Annotated in this window: 21 protein-coding genes; 11 read left to right on the top strand and 10 right to left on the bottom strand. The window is 61.0% G+C overall.

Annotated elements, in window-relative coordinates:
• Positions 1 to 7: 7 nt before the first annotated feature.
• From GOX63_RS12980 to deoC, 3 genes are read right to left on the bottom strand one after another with little or no spacing between them, the layout of a single operon-like run.
• Complete coding sequence (locus GOX63_RS12980) at positions 8 to 823, bottom strand: SDR family oxidoreductase (protein WP_170545910.1); 816 nt, start codon at positions 821 to 823, stop codon at positions 8 to 10.
• A 24-nt stretch (positions 824 to 847) separates the two neighbouring features.
• Positions 848 to 3,181, bottom strand: coding sequence for an aldehyde dehydrogenase family protein (locus GOX63_RS12985; protein WP_170326402.1), 2,334 nt, complete (start codon positions 3,179 to 3,181; stop codon positions 848 to 850).
• A gap of 10 nt (positions 3,182 to 3,191) precedes the next feature.
• The gene (gene deoC, locus GOX63_RS12990; RefSeq protein WP_170326403.1) at positions 3,192 to 4,190 is read right to left on the bottom strand and encodes a deoxyribose-phosphate aldolase; all 999 of its coding nucleotides are present in this window, start codon (positions 4,188 to 4,190) and stop codon (positions 3,192 to 3,194) included.
• Positions 4,191 to 4,388: 198 nt separating this feature from the next.
• Here deoC and GOX63_RS12995 point away from each other — a divergent pair, with 198 nt between their 5' ends.
• From GOX63_RS12995 to GOX63_RS13020, 6 genes are all read left to right on the top strand, one after another.
• Complete coding sequence (locus GOX63_RS12995; protein ID WP_170545913.1) at positions 4,389 to 5,342, top strand: metal ABC transporter solute-binding protein, Zn/Mn family; 954 nt, start codon at positions 4,389 to 4,391, stop codon at positions 5,340 to 5,342.
• 3 nt (positions 5,343 to 5,345) lie between these two features.
• A complete protein-coding gene (locus GOX63_RS13000; protein WP_170326405.1) occupies positions 5,346 to 6,149 on the top strand; it encodes a metal ABC transporter ATP-binding protein in 804 nt (267 codons plus the stop codon).
• Positions 6,150 to 6,152: 3 nt separating this feature from the next.
• Complete coding sequence (locus tag GOX63_RS13005; RefSeq protein ID WP_170326406.1) at positions 6,153 to 7,358, top strand: metal ABC transporter permease; 1,206 nt, start codon at positions 6,153 to 6,155, stop codon at positions 7,356 to 7,358.
• A complete protein-coding gene (locus tag GOX63_RS13010; protein WP_170326407.1) occupies positions 7,355 to 8,284 on the top strand; it encodes a metal ABC transporter permease in 930 nt (309 codons plus the stop codon). The genes GOX63_RS13005 and GOX63_RS13010 overlap by 4 nt, the downstream gene beginning before the upstream one ends.
• A 281-nt stretch (positions 8,285 to 8,565) precedes the next feature.
• Positions 8,566 to 10,425, top strand: coding sequence for a DNA mismatch repair endonuclease MutL (gene mutL / locus GOX63_RS13015; RefSeq protein WP_170326408.1), 1,860 nt, complete (start codon positions 8,566 to 8,568; stop codon positions 10,423 to 10,425).
• 52 nt (positions 10,426 to 10,477) lie between these two features.
• A complete protein-coding gene (locus GOX63_RS13020; RefSeq protein ID WP_170326409.1) occupies positions 10,478 to 11,707 on the top strand; it encodes a DNA recombination protein RmuC in 1,230 nt (409 codons plus the stop codon).
• Between the two features lie 3 nt (positions 11,708 to 11,710).
• On the opposite strand, the gene GOX63_RS13025 is transcribed toward GOX63_RS13020, so the two are convergent.
• From GOX63_RS13025 to GOX63_RS13035, 3 genes are read right to left on the bottom strand one after another with little or no spacing between them, the layout of a single operon-like run.
• Complete coding sequence (locus GOX63_RS13025; protein ID WP_170326410.1) at positions 11,711 to 12,115, bottom strand: hypothetical protein; 405 nt, start codon at positions 12,113 to 12,115, stop codon at positions 11,711 to 11,713.
• 58 nt (positions 12,116 to 12,173) lie between these two features.
• Positions 12,174 to 12,824 (bottom strand): ChrR family anti-sigma-E factor, encoded by a 651-nt coding sequence (locus GOX63_RS13030; RefSeq protein ID WP_170326411.1) that lies wholly within the window; start codon positions 12,822 to 12,824, stop codon positions 12,174 to 12,176.
• A gap of 10 nt (positions 12,825 to 12,834) precedes the next feature.
• Positions 12,835 to 13,491 carry a sigma-70 family RNA polymerase sigma factor gene (locus GOX63_RS13035; protein WP_170326432.1) on the bottom strand — a complete coding sequence of 219 codons (657 nt, stop codon included), beginning with the start codon at positions 13,489 to 13,491 and terminating at the stop codon, positions 12,835 to 12,837.
• Between the two features lie 154 nt (positions 13,492 to 13,645).
• Here GOX63_RS13035 and GOX63_RS13040 point away from each other — a divergent pair, with 154 nt between their 5' ends.
• The 5 genes from GOX63_RS13040 to GOX63_RS13060 all read left to right on the top strand — a co-directional run bounded on the left by GOX63_RS13040 (position 13,646) and on the right by GOX63_RS13060 (position 16,606).
• Complete coding sequence (locus GOX63_RS13040; RefSeq protein ID WP_170326412.1) at positions 13,646 to 14,419, top strand: DUF1365 domain-containing protein; 774 nt, start codon at positions 13,646 to 13,648, stop codon at positions 14,417 to 14,419.
• Positions 14,420 to 14,505: 86 nt separating this feature from the next.
• Positions 14,506 to 14,823, top strand: a complete 318-nt coding sequence (locus GOX63_RS13045; RefSeq protein WP_170326413.1) for a DUF3775 domain-containing protein — start codon at positions 14,506 to 14,508, stop codon at positions 14,821 to 14,823.
• 99 nt (positions 14,824 to 14,922) lie between these two features.
• Positions 14,923 to 16,023 (top strand): tetratricopeptide repeat protein, encoded by a 1,101-nt coding sequence (locus GOX63_RS13050; RefSeq protein ID WP_170326414.1) that lies wholly within the window; start codon positions 14,923 to 14,925, stop codon positions 16,021 to 16,023.
• Between the two features lie 107 nt (positions 16,024 to 16,130).
• On the top strand, positions 16,131 to 16,367 hold the full coding sequence (locus GOX63_RS13055; RefSeq protein ID WP_170326415.1) for a DUF1127 domain-containing protein: 237 nt from the start codon (positions 16,131 to 16,133) through the stop codon (positions 16,365 to 16,367).
• A gap of 38 nt (positions 16,368 to 16,405) precedes the next feature.
• On the top strand, positions 16,406 to 16,606 hold the full coding sequence (locus GOX63_RS13060; protein ID WP_170326416.1) for a DUF1127 domain-containing protein: 201 nt from the start codon (positions 16,406 to 16,408) through the stop codon (positions 16,604 to 16,606).
• A 261-nt stretch (positions 16,607 to 16,867) separates the two neighbouring features.
• Here the strand turns inward: GOX63_RS13060 and GOX63_RS13065 are convergent, their stop codons facing one another.
• The 4 genes from GOX63_RS13065 to GOX63_RS13080 are packed head-to-tail and all read right to left on the bottom strand — an operon-like array spanning position 16,868 to position 20,363.
• Positions 16,868 to 18,010 (bottom strand): saccharopine dehydrogenase family protein, encoded by a 1,143-nt coding sequence (locus tag GOX63_RS13065; RefSeq protein ID WP_170326417.1) that lies wholly within the window; start codon positions 18,008 to 18,010, stop codon positions 16,868 to 16,870.
• A gap of 3 nt (positions 18,011 to 18,013) precedes the next feature.
• The gene (locus GOX63_RS13070) at positions 18,014 to 19,069 is read right to left on the bottom strand and encodes a saccharopine dehydrogenase (RefSeq protein ID WP_170326418.1); all 1,056 of its coding nucleotides are present in this window, start codon (positions 19,067 to 19,069) and stop codon (positions 18,014 to 18,016) included.
• A 14-nt stretch (positions 19,070 to 19,083) separates the two neighbouring features.
• Positions 19,084 to 19,698, bottom strand: coding sequence for a glutathione S-transferase family protein (locus GOX63_RS13075; RefSeq protein ID WP_170326419.1), 615 nt, complete (start codon positions 19,696 to 19,698; stop codon positions 19,084 to 19,086).
• Positions 19,699 to 19,712: 14 nt separating this feature from the next.
• Positions 19,713 to 20,363, bottom strand: a complete 651-nt coding sequence (locus tag GOX63_RS13080; RefSeq protein ID WP_170326420.1) for a histidine phosphatase family protein — start codon at positions 20,361 to 20,363, stop codon at positions 19,713 to 19,715.
• Between the last annotated feature and the right edge of the window lie 416 nt (positions 20,364 to 20,779).

Raw genomic sequence — 20,779 nt, forward strand, 5'->3', positions numbered from 1 at the left:
GCGCGCCTCAGCCCTTTTTTCCCGCTGCGCTGCGCAGCATCTGGCCCATCATCTGACCAAATTTGCCCGAGCCGCGCTGATACAGCGCGCCATCCACAGCCATCACCGTGCCGCTGATATAGCTGGCCAGATCGGAACTGAGGAACAGGCAGGCATTGGCCACATCCTGCGGCTGACCCCAACGGCCCAGAGGCACATCGCGACGCAATTCTTCATGGGCGTTTTCGGTGGGTGCCAGACGTTTCGCGCCTTCGGTCCCTTCGATGAAGCCCGGCACGACCGAGTTCACGCGGATGCCCTCGACCCCCCATTCCATCGACAGGGTGCGGGTGATCTGGTCAACGCCCGCCTTGGCGGCGCAGACATGGGCTTGGCCTTCGTAGGGCAGATAGGATTGCGGGGCCGAGATATTGATGATGCTGGCACCGGGGCGTTTGAGGTAAGGATAGGCCCCTTTCATCACATGGATCGTGCCCATCAGGTCGATATCGATCACGGTCTTGAACGCGTTGACCGACATCTCGGCCGCAAGTGCGGGGAAGTTGCCCGCCGCGCCTGAAACCAACACATCAAAAACGCCGAACGCGTCGTGGAACTGTTTCAGGCCCGCTGCCACTGCCTCGGGGTCGCGCACATCAAAGGCAGCACCAATGGCGTCAGCCGCGCCCGCAGCCTTCAGCGCGGCGACGGTGTCATCCACCTTTTCCTGCGACCGGCTGGCGACGGCCAATTTGGCACCCGAGGCCGCAAAGGCCTCGGCAATGCCCCGGTTGATACCGCTGGTGCCGCCAATGACGATGACGGTTTTGTTTGCAAAATCCATGTAGGCCTCCCTTCGAGGGGAGCCCTACTCGCCGTAGGGCACCCAGATGTTCTTGATCTCGGTCGAAGCCTGAAGGAAGCGGCGGGAATGGTCCATGCCCCAATCGAATGCCGTCGCGTTATTGACCCAGGTCCGTTTCAGGTTCCCGGCCGAGACGACCTCGATCTCTTTCGACAGATCGGTGGACGAGAACGACCAGACCGCATCCACGTTCAGATGCGAGGCCAGCGGTTTCGCCAGTTCCGCATGGCTGCCGGTCAGGATGTTGACCACACCTGCGGGCACGTCCGACGTTTCCAGGATCTGGTAGAAATCCGTGGCCGCCAGCGGGTAGGGCTCGCTTGCTGCCAGCACCACCCGGTTGCCCATCGCAATCGCCGGAGCCATGGCCGAGACCAGACCCAGCAGAGGCGCCTCATCCGCGCAGAGCGCACCGATCACGCCAACCGGTTCCTTCATGGCAATGGCAACGCCCCGGATCGGAACGCCGTGTACCTGACCGTCATATTTGTCGGCCCAAGCGGCAGCGGTGAACAGGCGCTGGATCGAGGCCTCGACCTCTTTCGCACCGTCCTTCTTGCCGGTCATGGCGTCGATGCGTGCGGCGAATTCCTCGGCACGGGCCGATAGGTTTTCACCGATGTAGTACAAGATCTGCGCGCGCAGATGGCCGGTGGTCTTGGACCAGCCTTTGGCGCCCGCCGCGGCCTCAACCGCGTTGCGCACGTCCTTGCGGTTCGCCAGACCCACGTGGCCCAGCAGGCCGGATTTGCCCCAGACAGGCTTGGAATAGCCGCTGTCGGGCCGCGCCTGTTTGCCGCCCACATACATCTTGGCGGTGCGGTCGATGGTATCGACCGGAGCCCCTTCGCCCAAGGCCGCCTCGACCTTTGCCAGTGGCTTGGCCTTACCTTTGGGCTTGGTGTAGGCGCTCAGACCTTCCCAGCCGCCTTCACGGCCAAAACCGCTTTCGCGCACACCGCCGAAACCAGCGGCGGCGTCGAACAGGTTGGTGGCATTCACCCAGACCACGCCCGCAACCAGCTTGGGCGCGATGTCCAGCGCGAGGTTTACGTTCTCGGTCCACACAGTCGCGGCCAGCCCGTAACGGGTGTTGTTGGCCAGCTCAACCGCCTCTTCCGGGGTGCGGAAAGTCGAAGAGACCAGTACCGGGCCAAAGATCTCTTCCTGCATCAGCGGGTCCGAGGTTTCGAGGCCCGAGATCAGGGTCGGCGGGTAATAGCATCCATTCGGAGGCAACTCACAGGCCGCCTGATGGACATGACCTGCGGTGTTGCTTTCGACCATACCCTTGATGGTTTGCAACTGAACCGGGTCCACAACCGCGCCCACGTCGATGCATTTGTCCAGCGGATCACCAACGCGCAGCTTGTCCATCCGCGCGCGCAGCTTGTCGTGGAACCGGTCGGCGATGCCTTCCTGAACCAACAGGCGCGAGCCCGCGCAGCAGACCTGACCCTGATTGAACCAGATCGCATCGACCAGGCCTTCGATGGCGCTGTCGATATCGGCGTCGTCGAAAACGATGTAGGCGGATTTTCCACCCAGCTCCAACGTCAGTTCCTTACCCGAACCTGCGGTCGCCTCGCGGATACGGCGGCCAACCACGGTCGACCCGGTAAAGGCGACCTTGTCCACGTCCGCGTTCACGATCATCTCGCCCACCGCGCCATCGCCAGTGACGATGTTGACCACACCTTTCGGCAGCCCAGCCTGCGAGCAGATGTCGGCAAACAGCAGCGCGGTCAGCGAGGTATACTCGGCCGGTTTCAGAACCACCGTGTTGCCCATCGCAATGGCCGGCGCGATCTTCCACGCCAGCATCAGCAGCGGGAAGTTCCATGGGATGATCTGTCCGCACACACCCAACGCCTCAGCATCCGGCAACTCGCTCTCCATCAACTGCGCCATTCCGGCGTGGTAATAGAAGTGCCGCTGCGCCAGTGGGATGTCGATGTCGCGCGATTCCCGGATCGGTTTGCCGTTGTCTAGGCTTTCCAGTACCGCAAACAGCCGCGCGTGCTTCTGCAGCAGGCGCGCGATAGCATAGAGGTACCGCGCGCGGCCTGCGCCGCCCAGCTTCTCCCACTTAGGCTGCGCCTTGCGGGCGGCGTCGACAGCGGCGTCCACGTCGGCCTGTTTTGCCTGCGTCAGCTTGGCCAGAACCTCTCCGGTCGCCGGGTTGCGGCTGTCGAACCCTTTGCCCGGTTTGGTGAAGGCGCCATCGATATAGTGACCGAACTTATCACCCTGATCGACCAGCCAGGCCAGCGCCTCAGCCGCGCTTTCGGGGGCGGGGCCGTAATCCATGGTTTCGAAAATCTCTTTGACTGTCATTGTTCTGCCCTCAGCCCATGGAGTGACGGTAACCAGCGGAATACGCGCCCGTCACATAGTGTTCCAACTGCCGCTCGATATCGCCCAGCAGCGACGACGCGCCAAAGCGGAACAGGTCCGGCTCCAGCCAGCGGTCGCCCAGCTCATCCTTGATCAGCGACAGGTAAACCAGCGCGTCCTTGGCTTTGGAGATGCCACCCGCCGGTTTGTAACCCACGCGGTACCCGGTGCGGTCATAGTAGTCGCGGATCGCGCGGATCATCACCAGCGAAACGGGCAGGGTGGCATTGACGCTTTCCTTGCCGGTCGAGGTCTTGATGAAATCCGCCCCCGCCATCATGCAGACCAGCGAGGCGCGGGCGACGTTGCGCAGGCTGCCCAGCTCTCCGGTCGCGAGAATGGCTTTGACATGGGCATCGCCGCAGGCCACGCGGAAGGCTTTCATTTCGTCATACAGGGCCTGCCAGTCGCCCGACAGCACGTGGCGGCGCGAGATCACGATGTCGATCTCCTCTGCCCCGGCCTTCACGCTTTCCTCGATCTCGGCCACACGCAGGTGGAATGGAGACAAGCCCGCCGGGAAGCCGGTGGACACGGCGGCCACGGGAATACCGGTGCCCTTCAGCGCCTCAACCGCGGTTTTGATCATGTCGTGATAGACACAGACCGCCCCGGTGGTGATTGGCGGCATGTCCATTGCCTGCAGCAACGCGGGCGTGACCGGTTGGCGCGCTTTGGCGCACAGGCGGCGCACGCGGCCTACGGTGTCGTCGCCTGCCAGCGTGGTCAGGTCGATCATGGTGACCGCCTTCAGCAGCCACGCGGCCTGATAGTCTTTCTTCACCGACCGCCGACCGGGCAGGGTCGCCGCGCGTCGTTCGATAGCCGAGGTGTTGACCTGCACGGCGCGCACCCAGTCCAGATCAAGGTCCATACCGGGGTTTCTGGGCTCGGTCACTTGCGGCAGATGCGCGGTGCGCACGGGGCTGTCTGAGCTCTGCGTTTCCATAATCACATCCTTTGGGAGGTTTGCGCCAAATTCGCACGGGTTGCGCGTAAATGGAAGGCATTGAGAGGCTGGTGCAGTATATTTTTTGACCAAATGGACAAAATTGGCATTTTCTTGCGAATAATTCGCAAGAGCGTTGACTTAGTTGCGAATGGTTCGCATATTCATTCTTAACAGTTTACCAAATCGGGGTCTGAAATGATTCGTCGCAGCTTTCTTGCAGCACTGGCAATTGCCGCTGCATTGCCATTGACGGCCTGGGCCGAGGCGCCGCTGAAGGTGGTTGCCACTACCGGCATGATCGCTGATGCCGCGCGTCAGGTGGGTGGAGATCAGGTCGAGGTGAAGGGCCTGATGGGTCCCGGCGTCGATCCGCATGCTTATCGCCAGACCCGCAGCGATATCGTTGCCATGACCCGCGCGGACCTGATCCTGTGGCATGGTCTGTATCTTGAAGCGCAGATGGAAGGCTTTTTCCACGATCTGGGCCGCAAGCGGGCGGTGGTGGCCGTGGCCGAAGGGATCGACACGTCGAAACTGCACGCCCATGACGATTATGCCGACAAATACGACCCGCATGTGTGGATGAGCCCGGCCCTGTGGCGCGATGTCGTGGTCGAAGTGCAGGACGCGCTGACCGAAGCGCGCCCCGACGCCGCCGACATATTTGCTGCCAACGCGCAGGCGCATCTGGCCGAGATCGAACAGTTGGAGGCCTATGCGGGCCAAGCGCTTGCTTCCGTTCCTGAAAACAACCGCGTGCTGGTCACCGCGCATGACGCGTTTGGTTATTTTGGCGCGGCATACGGCTATGAGGTCATGGGCATTCAAGGGATCTCGACCCAGTCCGAGGCTGGCCTGAACCGGATCGGAGAGCTGGTGGATACGCTGGTCGACAAACAGCTGAAAGCGGTATTCGTGGAAAGCTCGGTTTCTGATCGGTCGATGCGTGCGCTGATCGAAGGTGCTGCGGCCAAAGGTCATGATGTGGGTGTCGGCGGTGAGCTGTATTCCGACGCTATGGGCGAACCGGGCACCTATGAGGGCACGTATATCGGCATGCTGGACCACAACATCACCGTCATCGCAGGCGCGCTGGGCGCGGATGTGCCCGATCGCGGCATGAACGGCAAACTGTCGGCGGGGTTTTGAGTGATGCTGGAACTGGCCGCAAATCAGGGTGTTACAGTTGCTGAAAACAGCCTGGACGACAGCCCTCTGGCCATTCGCGGCCTGACAGTTTCTTACGGCCAGAAACCTGCGGTGTTCTCGGTGGACATGACCGTCCAGCCCGGTGCGATGACAGCGATCATCGGGCCGAACGGGGCAGGGAAATCGACCCTGCTCAAGGCTGCTTTGGGGATCGTATCGCCACTATCCGGGCAGGTGACCGTCTACGGCAAGCCGCTGGAGCAGCAACGTGCCCGCATCGCTTATGTGCCGCAGCGCGCCAGTGTGGATTGGGATTTCCCGACCCGTGTGATCGACGTGGTGCTGATGGGCCTGTCCCGGGAATTGGGCCTGCTGGGCCGCATTCGCGCCCGCCACATGGCCCGGGCGATGGACTGCCTAAACCGCGTTGGAATGCACGATTTTGCGGACCGTCAGATCGGCCAGCTTTCGGGCGGTCAGCAGCAACGGGTGTTTCTGGCCCGCGCATTGGCGCAAGAGGCTGATCTCTATCTGCTGGACGAACCCTTTGCCGGGGTCGATGCGGCCACGGAAAAGGCCATCATCGCGGTGCTGAAATCGCTGAAACAGGCGGGCAAAACCGTTATCGTCGTGCACCACGATCTGGCCACCGTCACCGATTACTTCGACCACGTTTTCCTGATCAACACCCGCAAAGTGGCCGAGGGCCCGGTGGCTGAAGCCTTCACCGCCGAAACCTTGCAATCGGCTTACGGAGGCCGTCTGGCCACCGCCCAGATCGACCAGATCTCGCGCGCACTGGGGTAAATCATGCTTTGGGATGCTCTGACCCTGCAGCTTGGCTATAACGCCACGCTGGTTGCCATTGGTGCGACCTTGCTGGGCATTTCGGCCGGTGTGACCGGCACCTTTCTGTTTCTGCGCAAGCGCGCGCTGGTCAGCGACGCGATCAGCCACGCGACCCTGCCGGGGGTATGTCTGGCCTTTATGGTGCTGGTTGCCTTTGGTGGCGATGGGCGCAATCTGATCGGCCTGCTGGCCGGGTCAGCGATCTCAGCCTGGATCGGTTTGCTTTGCATGAACTGGCTGACTCGCCGCACGCGTTTGGCCGAAGACGCGGCCATCGGGGCGGTGCTTTCGGTGTTTTTCGGTTTTGGTGTGGTGCTGCTGACCGTCATTCAGACTATGGGCGTCGGGCGGCAGGCCGGGTTGGAGGGGTTCCTGCTGGGCTCGACGGCTGGGATGCTCTGGGCCGATGCGCTGATTATCGCGATTGGAGGTGCTGCGACGCTGGTGCTGGTGATGATCATCCGGCGCCCGATGACAATGGTGGCCTTCGATCCGGAATACGCTGCGGCGCGGGGGCTGCCGGTGCATCGCATTGATCTGGCGATGATGGGGTTGGTGATGGCCGTCACCGTGGTTGGCCTGAAGATCGTCGGGCTGATCCTGATCGTGGCGCTGCTGATTATTCCTGCCGTCACAGCCCGGTTCTGGACCGAACGGTCGGATCGCGTTGTCATGTTGGCCGGTCTGGCGGGGGGTCTGGCCGGGTATCTGGGGGCGGCGCTGTCGGCCTCGGCCCCCAACCTGCCGACAGGTCCGATCATCGTGCTGGTCAGCTTTGGGTTCTTCGCGCTGTCTCTGTTGCTGGCGCCGGTCCGCGGCGTTCTGGCGGCGGTGCTGAAACATCTGCGTTTCCAACGCCGGGTACATATCCGGCAGGGGTTGCTGGCGCTGGCACAGGATCAGAAAATCTATGAACCGCTGACCCTGCGCCTGCTGAAACGCGCCGGGTTGGCCCGCGCTGACGGCGTCGCCACCGAGGCCGGCAAGGCCCGCGCCGCCAAAGCTCTGCGCGACGAAAAACGCTGGGAAGTCGTCCGCGCCGATCAGGCGCATGAGGCGACGGCGGCGCTCTATGACGGGTTGCGCGATATCGAAACGGTGCTGACCCGCGACCAGATCGCCGAGATCGACCGCCAGATTGGCGGCCCACAGGGGGTGCCCTCATGAGCGGTGAAGAATTTGTCCCCCTGTCCCTGACACCCTTGCTGATTGGCACATTTGCGGCGATTGCCTGCGCGCTGCCCGGCAATTTTCTGGTGCTGCGCAAACAGGCCCTGATCGGGGATGCGATCAGCCACGTGGTGCTGCCGGGGATCGTGGTGGCGTTTTTGCTGACCGGAGCGATCTCGACCTGGCCGATGATGCTGGGCGCGGCGGGTGCCTCGGTTGTGGCCGTGGTGATGATCGAGGCGATCCGGCGGCTGGGCCAGATCGAACCGGGCGCCGCGATGGGGGTGGTGTTCACCACCATGTTCGCGGGCGGTGTGCTGCTGCTGGAGCAAACTGACACCTCGACTGTGCATCTGGACGTGGAGCACGCGCTCTATGGAAATCTGGAAAGCCTGATCTGGCTGGATGCGGTGGGGTGGTCTTCGCTGCTGGATTTAACGGCCCTGGCCGGATTGCCGCCGGAACTGCCGCGTATCGCGCTGACGCTGGCGGGGGTGATCCTGTTCATCTGGCTGTTCTGGCGTCCGCTGAAAATCTCGACCTTTGACGAAGGCTTTGCCCGCACCATCGGCATTCGCACCAGCGCACTGGGCATGGCACTGGTGATCGTCGCTGCAATTTCCGCCGTAGCAGCCTTTGACGCGGTGGGGTCGATCATCGTAATTGCCATGTTCATCTGCCCGCCTGCCGCCGCGCGGATGATGACCAATCGGCTGGAAACCCAGATCGCGTGGGGCGTTATCTTCGCCACCGTCTCGGCGGTGTCGGGCTATGTGCTGGCGGGGTATGGGCCGTTGTGGCTGGGCGGGGCGGACGCTGTCAGCGCAGCGGGCATGATCGCGACCATGTCCGGTTTGATCCTGGCCTGTGCAGCATTGTGGGGTCCATGCCGCACCCGTGCCGGGGCGCCCCAGGCCTCTTGACACGGCGTGTTCCCGCCACCCCTGCCCGCGACCGGTCGGCTGAAACTCGCTCAGAAATCCTGTGTGGACAGAGTTAATGACTTTCAATGCGTTAATCGTGCTAAGCCCACGCCAGATTTTTTCTGAATGACCACCACTCACTTCGGATCGTTCGGACAATCGTGACCCGGTTCGCCGTTTACCGGCATCGGTTCGGCGCGATTGTTCGAACGCCCCCTCCCTAAAATTGATAGATCCAAACCAGTGGCAGAATCGTGCGCGCCTGTGCTAGGTCTGGTGGTATGGCGCAGACACACCCCAATATCAGCGAAAACCCACCCGTAATCCGACAGCTGGATGATGCTGCGATCAACCGTATTGCTGCGGGTGAGGTGGTCGAACGTCCGGCCTCGGCGGTCAAGGAACTGGTGGAAAACGCCATTGATGCCGGGGCGACACGGATTGCCATTGATATCGCTGATGGCGGCAAGACGTTGATTCGTGTCACTGATGATGGTTGCGGAATATCGGCACAGGACCTGCCGCTGGCCTTGTCGCGCCATGCGACCTCGAAGATTGACGGCTCGGATCTGCTGAACATCCACACGTTCGGGTTCCGGGGTGAAGCGCTGCCGTCGCTGGGCGCGGTGGGTCGGTTGACCATCACCAGCCGGGTGCCGGGTGCGGATGCAGCGCAGATCCACGTGGCGGGCGGAAAGATGGAGGCGGTGAAGCCTGCCGCATTGCGCGCAGGCACAGTGGTCGAACTGCGCGATCTTTTCTTTGCCACGCCCGCGCGGCTGAAATTCATGCGCACCGACCGGGCCGAGGCGCAGGCGATTGGCGACACGGTCAAACGTCTGGCGATGGCCGAGCCTGCGATCACCTTCTCTCTGCGTGATGTTTCGGGCGGTGGTAAGGGGCGCGTGACCTTCCGCGCTGACCGTGAAAATGGCGATCTTTTTGACGCGCTGCACGCTCGTCTGGCCCGCGTGATCGGTCGTGAGTTTGCCGAAAATGCGCTGCAGATCGACGCCACGCGCGAAGGTATCCGGCTTTATGGCTATGCCGCCCTGCCGACCTATTCCCGCGGTGCTGCGGTGGCGCAGTATCTCTTCGTCAATGGTCGCCCCGTGCGCGATAAGATGCTGACCGGGGCGTTGCGAGCGGCCTATTTCGATTTCCTCAGCCGCGACCGCCACCCGGCGGCGGCGCTGTTCATCGACTGTGACCCGACGCTGGTGGATGTGAACGTTCACCCCGCCAAATCCGAGGTCCGGTTCCGCGATCCCGGTGTGGCGCGCGGGTTGATTGTCTCGGCCCTGCGCCACGCGCTGGCCGAGGCGGGGCACCGGGCCTCGACCACTGTGGCCAACGCAACGCTGGGCGCGATGCGGCCCGAACCGGCGCCGCCTGCTACCGCACGGGTGTATCAGATGGACCGGCCATCGCCAGCTGCGCGTCAGGCCGCGTATCGCGCGCAGGCCCCGGGTTTTGCCGAACTGTCCCAGGATTATAGCGGCAGCGTTGTTGACCCCGCTCCGGTGGCTCCGGTCGCAGTGGAAGAGCCTGCACCACAGGACCTGCCCTTAGGCGCGGCGCGCGGGCAGGTGCATGAGAATTACATCATCGCCCAGACCGCCGATGGCATGGTGATTGTTGACCAGCACGCCGCGCATGAGCGGCTGGTCTATGAAAAGCTCAAAACCCAGATGGCCGAGAAGGGCGTCGCCGCGCAGGCGCTGCTGATCCCGGAAATTGTCGAACTTTCCGAAGGCGACTGCGCGCGGCTGATGACCGTGGCCGACGACCTGTCGCGCCTCGGCTTGACGCTGGAACCCTTCGGTGGTGGCGCCATCGCCGTGCGTGAGACCCCGGCCATTCTGGGTGAGGTCGACGCCCGCGCGATGATACTTGATATCCTCGACGAACTGGCCGATCAGGGCGAAAGCCAGACTGTGCAAACGCGGATCGAGGCGATCCTCAGCCGCGTGGCCTGTCATGGGTCGGTCCGGTCGGGCCGCCGGATGCGGGCCGAGGAAATGAACGCCCTTCTGCGCGAGATGGAGGCGACCCCCCATTCCGGACAGTGCAACCACGGGCGGCCGACTTACGTGGAACTGAAGCTGAGTGATATCGAGCGATTGTTCGGCCGCAGTTGATCTGGCGGCGTTGCCGGGTTATGAAGAATAAAACAAGAACATTCGAGGCAACATGATCGAGATTGCTGGCACCCAAATGGCTTTGAACGACCCCGTGATCCTGATTGCGGGAGGCGTTGTTGCGCTGATTCTGTTGCTGCTGTTTTTGTCCATGCGGGCGGCGCAGCGCTCGGCCCGGATGGCTGAACCTCTGGCCCGGCAGATGGCGCATCTGGGCCAGCATGTGCAGCAGCTGGGGCAGGGGCAGGAACAACTGCGCGGCGGGTTGCAGCATGTCTCGGACACGCAGGCAAATGCGCAGGTGCAGGTGATCCAGACAGTCGAATCCCGCCTGTCCTCGGTGCAGCAACAGATGAATGACCGGCTGGCGGATAACGCTATGAAGTCGGCCCGCGCACTGGCCGAGATGCAGGAACGGATGAAGGAATCGCTGCATGGCTCGTCGAAACAGACCGCGACATCACTGACCCAGTTGCAGGAGCGACTGGCCGCCATCGACAAAGCGCAGGACAATATCACCAAACTATCGGGCGATGTGCTGTCACTGCAGGATATTCTGTCGAACAAACAGACACGCGGCGCGTTTGGAGAGATTCAGCTGAACGACATCGTCTCCAAAGCGCTGCCCTCGGACAGTTTTCAACTGCAGGCAACCCTGTCGAACGGGCGGCGGGCGGATTGCCTGATCCACCTGCCGAACCCTCCGGGGCCGATTGTGATCGACAGTAAATTCCCGCTCGAGGCGTACGAGGCGCTGATCGGTTCGACCAATGATGCCGAGTTGAAAGCAGCAGTGCAGATGTTCCGCAGCACGGTGCGCAAGCACATCAACGATATCGCCGAGAAATACATTCTGGACGGTGAAACCGCCGATGGCGCTCTGATGTTCCTGCCGTCGGAGGCCGTTTATGCAGAGCTGCACGCCAAGTTCCCAGAACTGGTGCAGGAGAGTTTCAGCAAACGCGTCTGGATCGTCTCACCCACCACTTGCATGGCGACGCTGAACACTATGCGCGCGATCCTGAAAGACGCACGGATGCGCGAACAAGCGGGTGCGATCCGGAAAGAGCTGGGGATGTTGCACAAGGATGTGGAGCGTCTGGGAGATCGTGTGTCGAATCTCGACCGTCATTTCGGGCAGGCGGCCAAGGATATCTCGGAAATCAAGATCAGCGCCGAAAAGGCCGGGCGCCGAGCGCAGCGACTGGACAATTTCGATTTTGAGGAGCTGGCCCCGGACGATCATACCAACGTCGTGCCGCTGGGCAAGTCCGAGGGCTAAGCGTTATTGGATCGACAGGTCCAGATTGTAGCCAACCGTCTTGCCGGTATCCCGATCATTGCCCATCAGGTAGACCCGGATCGTGTAATCCCCATCCTCGGGCAGGTCGACCCGGGCGGTGTTGCCCTTGATCGAGCCATTGTAGATCGCAACCCCGTCGCTGCCGGGCGGCAGGATGTTGAAATAGATCACGCCATTGCCGTTTGTGTCGCTGACCTGAAGCTCGGCGAACATCTCCTGCCCGGACGACGCGCCCAGCTTGTAGTCAAAATATTCGTCGCCAGTGATCGTCCCGCTGACCATCGTGCCGAAATTCCCGGGCTCGAATTTCACGTCGGCAACCCGCTGGGCGGACACGCCAGAGGCGAAGAGGGTGAGGAAAAAGGAAAAGGCCAGAAGTTTTGTCATTGTACACATCTCCACCAAAATGGGGCCGGGTCAGTGAACAATAGGCTGGCCCAGCGGGTCAAATACGCAGAAACGGCTGGAACAGACGTGGCATAAGCTTGCTGAACTTCAGCGGGGCGTCGGTAACGGCCAGACAGATGCAGTCTTCCGAGATATCCGCGGTCGGCGTGTGGTGCACATCCTCGTCCGCGATCTCGACATCGCCGCGGGCGAAATGGTCCACCTCGTCCGAGAACGCGCCTTGCAGCACCATCGTCAGTTCGATGCCGTTGTGGCTGTGGTCGGGTACCGCGGCACCTGCAGGGATGAACAGCAGGCGTGCGGTGGCCTCGCGTGTGGTCGGCAGGATCGCCTGTTTCACACCCATGCCGATAGCGCGCCATTTGATGTCGTTCACATCTCCGCCCACGTAATCCTGCAGGGGCGCGGGCAGAACCGAACATCCCGGACGGGCCGGTTTCGCAATCGGCGCGCCTTGGGCTATCAGCGCCATGGTCGCGGCCAAAGCGCCATCGCTCATGCTGGACGAGGCCTCCTGATCCTGCAGGACACAGCCGCCAACGGCGTCAAAGCTTTCGGCCCGGGCGCGGCAGTGGTCACACAGGGACAGATGCGTGGCGACCATCAGGTCGAACGCCTCGGGCAGACTGCCAGCGGCATAGGCCATCAGCAGGTCGTCTGTCAGGTGATGTTTAATCTTTTTGCTCATCGTCATCATCTCAGTTCATCGCGTGGCGCAAGCGGTCCAGCGCCAGCCGTATACGTGATTTGATCGTGCCCAGCGGCAATCCGGTTGCAGAGGCAATCTCGCGGTGGCTGAGATCGCCAAAATAGGCCTTTTCGATCAGTTCTCGTTGCGCCTCGGGCAACGCCGACATGGCGTCGCGCAGCTGCGCGGTTTCCTGTTGCAGCGCGATCACGGCGTCCTGTTCCGGTTCCGCCTCGGGCCCCCATCCCAGATCCTCGGGCTCGGGGCGGCGTTGTTTGCGCAGGACGTCGATGCGCTTGTTTCTTGCGATCGTGAACACCCAGGTGGCGACGGTCGCACGGGCGGGATCGAACAAATGCGCCTTGTGCCACAAGGTTGCCATAACTTCTTGCGCGCATTCCTCGGCCATCGCCGGGTCTGAGCCCGACTTGATCAGAAACGCCTTGATCCGCGGCGCGAAGTGCTGAAACAGCTCGGCAAAGGCCGCCTGATCCTGCGCGTCCCTAATGCGTCTGACGTGGCTCACCCACTCAGTTCTGGTGTCGCAACTGCCATCCGCTTTGTTCACCGGCTTGCCCCTGATGCGTTTCTGCGCGCGCCAAGGTTTGAGTGCTGGCGCTTCGGCCGCCGGTTCATCCAAGGTCACGGTATCGATCTCGGTAAACATAACCACAATACGCGGGCCAGCCAAAGGCGGATCACTTTGTTTGCGGTTTTTGATCCGTGTCGGGCTAGTTTGCGTATTATCTGGTACGAACAGATTGCGAAAAGAATGCCGTTTGAACGGTTTACAGGTACAGCAAGGAATCAAGGAATAAGGCGTGAACAGGATCGACCATATCGCGGGCCACACCTTTCACGGGCGAAAAGGGGCCGTGCAAAACGCCTTTCGCTATTCCGTCGACTATATCCTTCTGGACCCCGAAGGTTGCCCCGACACCCCGCTGCTGTTTTCCCTGAACCGTGCCAATTTCACCAACTGGCGGGATCGCGATCATGGCGGAGAGCCGGGAAATGGCCGAGGTGCGGCCTGGCTGCGCGAACAGTTCGACCAGATGGGGGTTGCTCAACCCGCCCGGATTACCCTGCTGACCCAACCGCGTGTATTCGGCCACGTGTTCAACCCGGTTAGTTTCTGGTTCTGTTTCGACGTCGACGAGCAGCTCTATGCAGTGGTGGCCGAGGTCACAAATACCTATGGCACGCGCCATAGCTATTTGTGCCACAATCCCGATTTCGCGCCGATCCAACCCTCGGACCGGATCGTGGCGGGCAAGCTGATGCATGTCTCGCCGTTTCAGAAGATCGAAGGAACCTATACGTTCCGGTTCGACTATCGCCCCGACCGGGTTGGCGTCTGGATCGACTACGGGCGCGAGGGCGGTGGGTTGATCGCGACACTGACCGGGCCGCGCGCGCCGCTGAGCGATAGCACAATCCTGTGGTCACTGATGCGCCGTCCGTTCGGCGCCCGCCGCGCGTTTGTCCTGATCTTGTGGCAGGCCCTGAAATTGTGGGTCAAAAAAGCCCGGTTCCGCCCGTTTCGCACTGCCCCTGTTCCCGATCATCCGGTTTCCCGCATCCGCGAGCCTTAAAGCGTCTTTGTTTGAGTAAGATCAAAGACTCGGGCACTTCGGAATGTTTGTGCTAGGATGGAAACCGCGAACACGAGGAGTTGGTCATGTTGGAAATCTCGGCAAGAAAAATCGCTCAGGTTGCCATGATGGGGCGCGAACTGAACCGCGCCGAGGGCGAACTGCGCGCCTTCATAGACCGGATGGGCGAGGATGAGCAGGCCGAGCTGGTTGCCGTCATGTGGATCGGGCGCGAGAGCTTTTTCGCCGAGGATCTGGCCGAAGCGATTGCAACCGCCAAGTCCGAGGCCTCGACCCCTTGCGCCGACTATCTGATCGGCACGCCGCATCTGTCGGACCACCTTGAGAATGGTCTGGATGCGTTGGGAATATCGGCCGAAGACGTGGAAAACGATCTGATGTAAACACGGTGCCCGCGATCCATGCGGGCATTGTTTTGAAGGCCGTTTACAATCCCGCACAGGTTTGGTTCAGTTCAGCCGAATTTACTTCTGGTTGATTGAATGAACGTTGATATTTCTGCTGATCCCCCGAAACGCAAAGTGACTATTGTCCGCGTGGCCATTGTTCTGGTCGTGTTGTGCATCTTGGCGCTGCCGATTTTGCGCAAAAAACATGACGCGCTGGTTGATATCTGTAGCTCGGATAAGGGTGACGTACAGACCACCCTCGACGCCTGCGATCTGCTGTTGGACTGGGCCGTCTTTAACCCAGCTGAGCGATCTTTGGCGTATCGCAACAAAATGCGGCTCTACATGGAGTTGGAGGATTGGGAAGCCGCAAAACGTGAGGCCGACCTGGCGATTGCAGCCGACCCCGAAAGCGAAGTGCCGCTGCAGTGGAAAGCACTAGTGTTGATGCGCACCAAGGACTACGCCGACGCGCTGGTGACTATTGAGACGGCGTTGGAACGCGCACCTGCTAGTGATTACTCGCTAGAAATGAAAGGGAAATTGCTTCGCGCGATGGGTGCGGACGACCAACTGCATGCCTATTTCGCGAATCTAGAAAAGACTTACCCCGACCGCAGATGGATTAAAAAGACGTGGGGAAGTCACCTGATTGAGGACAAGCTCTACGATCAACTGCTCGATATGACGGTCGAAGGGATCAAACGCGATCCGCAGAACAACGGCCTCATTGGCTATTACTACGTGGCATGTCTTGGTCTTGGGCCTCACTGCCCGCCACTTTTTCCCGAACGACGGAAAACCTATCCCGAGTTAACGTGCCCTGATGCGATTGCGCAGTTGGGCGAGGACCTCGACTTTAGCGAATACCTTCGGGAGTTCGAGGTGCAGACAGTGAATGATCTTTTTGCGCAAGAGATCAGATGGAGCAAATACCAGATTCGAGCGATATACGCAGGCCAATCCATAGCATTAACGGGTGGAGATCCTTCAAGAGCGGCGGAACGCTTTATCTTGGTTAGTGCCGTGTTCGACTGTGTTTTCCCCGAAAAGTACATCTACCCCCTCCGATATGTCGGCCCTCAAGGCGATGACGCGACGATGGTCTGGGCGCATTACTTCACTCCGCCGCTGCGCCAAAACCTGCTCGATCTGGCGCATTTTTATCTGAACGAACCCGGCAACACGCCCTGACCCAACACATTAATCAGTCTTAATCTGTCCCTCTGGCCGCGTTAATGCGGGCTTCTTTTATCTGTTTCAGCAACGACAAATGCAATTCAGAGTTAAAGGAGAAAGTCATGGGATACGCACAAACAGTTACCCCGCAGAAGGGGCTCTTCTTCGGTCTGTTTTCGAATTACGCCGAAGCACGGGTCGAGCATTTCCGCCGTGGGATTTACGCCAAAACGGTCCAGTCGCTGGAGAAACTGACCGACCGGCAGCTGGAAGACATCGGCATTCCGCGCTGTGACATCAATCGGCGCGCCTATGAAAGCGTCTACCACAAGCAGCCCTATAACCGTCACGTTCAGTGATCCAGACGCCCAGCCGGGCGCCAAACATGGAGGAGAGGATGCTGGATTCAAAAATCAACCGCGAACCGTCGGTCAATGCCAGTTCCGTGTTGTTGTTCGACCGGGCGATGCGGCTGCAGGCGATCAGATCGGATATCGTGCGCGCCGCGCAAGAGCTGAACCGGCTGTCCGATCAGGACCTGGCTGAGCTGGGCATCAACCGCAGCGATATCGACGGCGTGATCGAACGCTATATCTGACGGATCACAGCTTGAGACAAAGCCATTCCGACGTTTCGGGATGGCTTTTTTTGTCAGCTGTATTTGTTTTGTATCAGCAGCAACAACAAAGTGATTTGGCCAAAGATATGCTTGCCGGAGGGTGCTACAGCCCCGATGCAGAGCCAGAGAGGACTATTCAGGGCTACAACAGCCTTCTGGGCGCCGTATCTTTATTGATCTGGCTTACGTTACTTTGAGTAAAAGGCCCCGCCCCATCTGTGACCGGGGCGGGCTTGCCAGTCAGTTCAAATGATCGACCACTTGCAGATGCTGGGCCAGTGTGTCGATCTCGGCCATCCAGTCTTGCACCAGCTTCGGGTCGCTGGGGGCGGCGTGGACACCGGCCGAGATGGCGCGGTTCAGAACAGCTTCGACAGCCAGCGAGACCGGAACCGACACCAGACGCGCCATTGCGGTGCCGCGCGCGTCGCCCCAGGCGTCCATCACATAGGTCTTGTTCCAGACCGGGATGCCGTCTTTTTCCGCCTTCAGGCCCACGCACAGAACCACGCGGTCCGGCTCGCCCTCGTCATAGGCGTTCTCGGCCCAGAACTGATCCGACATCTCCTTCAGGCGGGCGTCACCTTCGGGGCCGGACAAGGTCTCGATCTCGGTGAACACGTCCGACCATGCATCGGCCCAACCGTTCAGGCGCAGGGTGCCGCGAACGAATTCCTTGACTGGCCAGTGTTCCTCGAACTGGTACTCGGCCATGAAGGGGATCGAGTCGCGGTTCGGGTAGACCTCAAAACTCTCGGGCGTCGGCAACGGCGCGATATAGCTGGTGATCGCGTCCCACGGGCGGGCGACGTCCAACGGGGCATAATCGCGGATCGATTTTGACGGTGAGCGCAGCGCCTTGAGCACCCCCAGAGGCGACCAGCTGAACTTGTAGCGGAACGGGTTCGGGTTCTTGGGGATGCCGCCGCAATAGGAGATGAAGCTCAGGTGGTTTTGCGCATCGAATGCGTCCGAGGCGCGGTAGTCCGCGACCAGAGCGTGGGCCATCAGGTGGTCGATGCCAGGGTCCAGCCCAACCTCGTTGACCAGCGCGACACCGGCCTCACGCGCCTTGTCGTCCAGCGCACGCATCTCGGGCGCGATATAGGACGACGAGACAAAGTTGGCTTCCTTCGAAATCGCCAGTTCCGCCAGCGGCACGTGCCAGTCACCCGGCAGCATCGAGACAATCACGTCACCCTTTTCCAGCACCGCGCCAAGTGCGTCGATGTCAAAGGCGCGGATGTCGTCGGTCAGGTCGCCGACTTCGGCCTTGGCCTTGTCGATGGTCCGGTTCCAGACGGTAACCTTATGCCCGCCCTCAATCAGGCGGCGCAGGCCGGGGATGGCCGACAGGCCGGTGCCACACCAGTGAATCGTCATCGCTCAGATCCCTCTCATATGTGTTTTGTAGGTTGCTTCTGCCCGACCCCAGACGCCGCTGTCCAGATCGGTCAGGGTCAGCAGCGAGGGCAGCAGTTGCGCGGCATAGTCTTCCGAACTTTCGACCGGCAGCATCGACGGCAGGTTGTCGATCGCCATTACGTCCATTACCGGGTCGGTGGCCACGCGCAGGGCGGGGGCCTCCCAAGTGGTGGCGCGGTCGTAGACCGGCACAGGGTTGTAATCGCTGTCCGGGTCGCAGGCCACGTCGCCAATGGCGGTCAGAGTGCGTGGCGCAGTCAGCGCCTCTTGTGGGACAAAGACCGGCGTACCGGGGCGTGCGAAGATGCAGTTCAAGAACAGGTTGTGGTCGAGGATTTCTGGGAACGGCGCGCCGCTTGCGGTCTCGGCCATGTCCCACTTGGTGACGGTGACACCCATCGCTTCGCACAGGTCGGCAGCCCCGGTTCCGACGCGGCCCAAAGCGCCGATGACGATGGCGCGGGGACGGTCGGCGCCGGTGGCGTCCAACTCGGCCAGCAGTTCGGCATTCAACGCATCTTTGCTGGGATAGACACCAACCGGCGGGCATTTCTGACCGTGTTGCTGTGCCGCCCATGTCTTGAGCGTAACCGCAGCACCCGCATACCCGGCCCAATAGCCAAAGGCCGCAACCCGGCGGTCATTTTCGTCCACCAGATACTCCAGATCATAAAGCGTGCCGCCGCCGGCCTTGAACCGCTCCAGCAGCGCGCGGCCGGAATGCTGGCCCTTATAGGCGTGGCCGAACATGATGTGGCGATGGGGCAGAGGGGTGCCGTCCACGGGCAGTTCCTTCAGGCCGAAGATGATCGCATCCAGCGGGGCCTCGGGCCAGGAATTCTCGGCCGCGATCTCGCAGCCCACATCCTTGTAGCCGTCAATCGGAATAGCACGGACTGAGCTTTCCTCGACCGTCACGCGGATGCCAGCAGCGATCAGCGCTGCGGCGCCTTCGGGGGTCAGCCCGACCCGTTCCTCGTTCGGGCGCTGTTCTGCCCGGACCCAGAGATGTGTCATCGTATTTCCTTTTGTCAGAGCATTCCGGCGGCGCGCACCACCTGAACCGAAGGACGTGCCTCCATCGCCTCACGGAAGGCGACGATCTTAGGGAAGGCCGAGACATCAACGCCGTCGCCTTCCAGCCAGCTGCAGACCACATACAGGTAAGCATCGGCCAGCGAGAACGCCTCGCCCAGCACAAACGGCCCGCGCAGGCCGTTCGAAGATATGTACTCGCAAGACGCGGTCATTGTCTGCGCGACCTTGTCTTTCATGTCTTTCCAGCTGGATTTCTTGTCGGCCCAGCGGTGCCCGCGCATCTTGTGCGCATGGTTCACATGCATGGTCGAGGCAAGGTAGAACATCACCTCACGCATCCGGGCAGCCATGATCGGATCGGCAGGCACCAGACCGGCCTCGGGGGCCTTGGCCGCGATATATTCCAGCAGCGCCCCGGTTTCGGTCAGAATGCCTCCGTCAACGACCAGTGCCGGAACGCGGCCCTTGGGGTTGATTTGCTTGTAAGCCGGTTTGGTCTGCTCGGCCCCGGCGAAATCCAACTGGATCGCTTCATAGTCCAGCCCGGCTTCTTGCAACGCGACGGCAACAGCGACCGAGATCGTGCGAGGGGCATAATAAAGCTGCATAGGGCCTCCGAAGTTTACAGGTGGGTCTGGGCGTATTGCCGGTCCGGCGCTTCCAGATGCGGAACGGCGTTGAACAGGACCGGGCTCAGTTGCGGGCCGATCGGGTGCAGACGATGCATCGACGTGTTCATGATGGCAAGGGCCACACGCGCCATCGACGGGATGTCCAGCCCCATTGCCTGCCGCACCACCATCGAGATCAACCCACCCGAGGTCACAACAATCGCGGGCCCGCCCTCGGTGCCGATATCGCGTAGCGCACCTGAGACGCGGGCCTCGAAGTCTTCGAAGGTCTCGGGGGTATCCTTGATTTCGCCCTTGGCCCAGGCCGCAAACGTAAGGGGCAGGTGTTCCACAAAGCCTTCTCGGTCGGTCGGGACCACCACGCCGTGCTGCTGTTCGAACAGCTTGGCGATGGTGAAGTACTCGATTTCGTTCAGGCGAGGGTCACGGATCGGCTCGGCCAGTCCCATGCTGGACGCGGTTTCGATGTGTCGGGTCAGGGTGCCGCAATAGACCCGCGTATAGCTGGTCCGCGTGAATTGCAGATGGTCACCCAGCCAGCGCGCCTGCTGGTGGCCCAGATCGCTGAGCTTGTCATAGCTCTCTTCATCACGCGCATCGGTGTTGGCCTGGCCGTGGCGAACCAGTGTTATATGTGACATGGCGGTCCCTCTCGGGCCGAGTCTTAGGGCAGGTTGTAGGCAGGGGCCAGAGGTGTTCCGTGGGCATCCGGCAAAAATCTCAGCGACTTAAGGCGCGTGCTTGGGCGAGCTGTCGGTGATTGTCATTTTTGATGTTGCGTAAGGGGGAAAAGTTTCCTATCAGAAACACGAATACAGCATACGGGTGTATACTCTTTACCCGGCTCTTAAGGGGACTGCTCTGACACAGATCAAAGTTCCATGACTGTTGACTTGCGACACAGTCGTGAGAATCTGGGCGGCAAACAGTTTTGACGTAGGGCGAACAAGTGCGGCATTCAGAGATTATGACCTTAGAAAGGTTGGACCCATGACCGATATTAAGCGCACGCCATTGCACTCATTGCATGTTGAGTTGGGCGGTAAGATGGTTGATT

The organism is Ruegeria arenilitoris, assembly GCF_013031355.1.
Taxonomy (GTDB): Bacteria; Pseudomonadota; Alphaproteobacteria; order Rhodobacterales; family Rhodobacteraceae; genus Ruegeria; species Ruegeria arenilitoris_C.